We start from the raw sequence: 1,311 nt of genomic DNA, 5'->3' as shown, positions 1-1,311 counted from the left end.
GAAAATGGCAAAAGAAAAGTTTGAACGTACGAAACCCCACGTAAACGTGGGTACAATCGGCCACGTTGACCACGGTAAAACCACTCTGACTGCAGCAATCACTACAGTTCTTGCAAAGACCTACGGTGGTTCAGCAAGCGCATTCGATATGATCGATAACGCGCCAGAAGAAAAAGCACGTGGTATCACCATCTCTACTTCACACGTTGAATATGACACGCCTACTCGCCACTACGCGCACGTAGACTGTCCTGGACACGCTGACTACGTTAAGAACATGATCACTGGTGCCGCACAGATGGACGGTGGTATTCTTGTAGTAGCTGCGACAGATGGTCCTATGCCACAAACTCGTGAGCACATCCTTCTGGGTCGTCAGGTAGGTATTCCTCACATCATCGTGTTCATGAACAAATGTGACATGGTAGATGACGAAGAGCTGCTTGAGCTGGTAGAGATGGAAGTTCGTGAACTTCTGAACGAATACGAATTCCCAGGTGATGACCTGCCGGTAATCAAAGGTTCTGCACTGAAAGCGCTGGAAGGCGACGAAGAGTGGGAAAAGAAAATTATCGAGCTGGGCGAAGCACTGGATTCATACATTCCAGAGCCAGAGCGTGCAATCGATAAGCCGTTCATTCTTCCAATCGAAGACGTATTCTCAATCTCAGGCCGTGGTACAGTAGTAACAGGTCGTGTAGAGCAAGGTATCATCAAAGTTGGTGAAGAAATCGAAATCGTAGGTATGAAAGATACTACGAAGACGACTTGTACCGGTGTTGAGATGTTCCGTAAGCTGCTTGACGAAGGCCGTGCAGGTGAGAACGTTGGTGTTCTTCTGCGTGGTACTAAGCGTGACGAAGTTGAGCGTGGTCAGGTTCTGGCGAAGCCAGGGTCAATCACTCCTCACACGAAGTTCGAAGCAGAAGTATACGTACTGAGCAAAGACGAAGGTGGCCGTCACACGCCATTCTTCAAAGGCTACCGTCCACAGTTCTACTTCCGTACAACTGACGTAACGGGCGCTGTAGAGCTGCCAGAAGGCGTAGAAATGGTTATGCCTGGCGACAACCTGAAGTTCGTAGTAGAACTGATTGCACCAATCGCGATGGACGAAGGTCTGCGCTTCGCAATCCGTGAAGGTGGTCGTACAGTAGGTGCTGGTGTTGTAGCGAAGATTTTTGAATAATCTAAGCTGACACACAGTCACTTGAAAAAGGTCGCGCAAGCGGCCTTTTTTGTTTTTACCCGACCACCTGAACGGATTGGCGTGACAACATCGCCTGGAGCGATGTTGAACATCCCGAAAAG

At 49.1% G+C, this 1,311-nt stretch carries 1 protein-coding gene; it reads left to right on the top strand.

Translation table 11 applies throughout. From position 1 onward, the window contains the following. The first annotated feature begins 4 nt into the window (after window positions 1-4). Entirely contained in the window at window positions 5-1,189 is a 1,185-nt protein-coding gene (gene tuf, locus HHX48_RS18565) for an elongation factor Tu (protein WP_139755069.1), read from the top strand. The last annotated feature ends 122 nt before the right edge of the window (window positions 1,190-1,311 follow it).

The sequence above is a fragment of the Salinimonas profundi genome, assembly GCF_014750655.1.
Lineage (GTDB): Bacteria > Pseudomonadota > Gammaproteobacteria > Enterobacterales > Alteromonadaceae > Alteromonas > Alteromonas profundi_A.
Note: the sequence above shows the minus strand (reverse complement) of the source record. Positions and strands in the feature narration are given on the sequence as shown.

What these genes read in the sequence shown, in the direction of transcription:
- tuf (WP_139755069.1), top strand. Translation starts at nt 5, where the DNA reads ATGGCAAAAGAAAAGTTTGAACGTACGAAACCCCACGTAAACGTGGGT.